The sequence below is a fragment of the Vibrio sp. D173a genome, assembly GCF_030248475.1.
Map to the genome: position 1 here is coordinate 1 of NZ_JAHGAH010001451.1, position 1282 is coordinate 1282.

3 protein-coding genes are annotated in these 1282 nt (G+C 44.9%); 1 reads left to right on the forward strand and 2 read right to left on the reverse strand.

Translation table 11 applies throughout. The features are described from left to right. Window positions 1-207, forward strand: a 207-nt coding sequence (locus KIV40_RS33985; RefSeq protein ID WP_285353853.1) for a DUF3135 domain-containing protein, incomplete at its 5' end; no start/stop codon positions are given. Window positions 208-297: 90 nt separating this feature from the next. Here the strand turns inward: KIV40_RS33985 and KIV40_RS33990 are convergent. After that, window positions 298-720 carry a DUF805 domain-containing protein gene (locus KIV40_RS33990; protein WP_285353854.1) on the reverse strand — a complete coding sequence of 141 codons (423 nt, stop codon included), beginning with the start codon at window positions 718-720 and terminating at the stop codon, window positions 298-300. A gap of 46 nt (window positions 721-766) precedes the next feature. Further along, entirely contained in the window at window positions 767-1114 is a 348-nt protein-coding gene (locus KIV40_RS33995; protein ID WP_285353855.1) for a 5-carboxymethyl-2-hydroxymuconate Delta-isomerase, read from the reverse strand. Window positions 1115-1282 lie beyond the last annotated feature (168 nt).

Sequence of the window (1282 nt, forward strand, 5' to 3'; positions counted from 1 at the left end):
ATCATGCAAGACCGACTGCGCGCCCAGCAAAGCCACATCGACTTGGTGGTGAGCCGCTGTAAGAACCCACACCATACCAACGTGGTGTTGATGCGAGAACTCCGTTGTCAGGTGTGTAAATTCCAAGAGGCACTTCAAGGCAACGGCGCAATATCAGAGCCACCAACCGCCAATGTTATCCCCTTCAAACCTAAATCAGTAGACTGACTCTCAAACAGACTAACCCTTAGGGAACAGGCACAAAAAAGGAGGCGCAATGCCTCCTTTTCTTAAATCTGTTATACGCTAGGTTGCGAGTTACTGCGGCTCATCACCATAGTCGTTACGACCTTCCGTACCTTTCAACAAGCCACACTCCACTAAGATCCACACACCACACACCAGTGCTGCAACCGTTGCGACCATATGCAGTGGAGAGACAGTATCTGTTGTTGTAGCGGCCATTGGCGAAGCCAAGCGACCCAATACCAAAGGCACATTCAACAGTAGCCACATGTTTGATTTGTTACGGTCGTGCCAACGCTTCGCTGTTACCGCCAGATCTGGAATAACCAACATCAACAAAAACACAGGTAATAAGATGTAAGAGTATGCAGGGAACAGCACCGAAATCCCCGATGCAAAGCCAGTGATGGCTACGTAATAGAATACGTTCCAAATCCAATAGGTTTTTCGGTTGATTCGTCCTTTAAAGGAAAACAGTAACTCTTTCATCGACATCTTAAATACACTCTAATTTGGATGCGGCCAAACTGGGCTGCAAAAATTAATTGATCACTTTTTGAAAACAGTTGATGTCCATATCACGAATGTTCACTGTCAGGCTTCTTACATGGCTGGCTTGCTCTTGCAGCACCACCATTAACGCGCGTGACAGCTCTCTTTTCTGCTCTTCAGTACGGCCAGAAAGTAACTCAAAACTGATATGAATAAAGTCCACACTGTCGTCCTCTTCCCCAACAAGCCAATTATGGCAACGCAGTGAACGAGACTTAACAGAAGGCGCATCAAACAACCCACAGTGTAATGCAACTTGATGGAGATCTTCTAGCAAACCTTGTACATTCACTCGCTCATCCACCGAGTTTGAGTACTCAAGAACTAAATTTGGCATGGTTACTTCCTATTCTTCACGCAATCGTTTGTCCTTTAATATCATTTAACCGTGAAAAATCCGAGGAGTTCACTATTATTCTGTCTGTTGGATCACTGATATCTGTCTATTATCTACTCTGACCAATCGATAAGATCCCATAAAGACATGACCACAATCATGATCTAA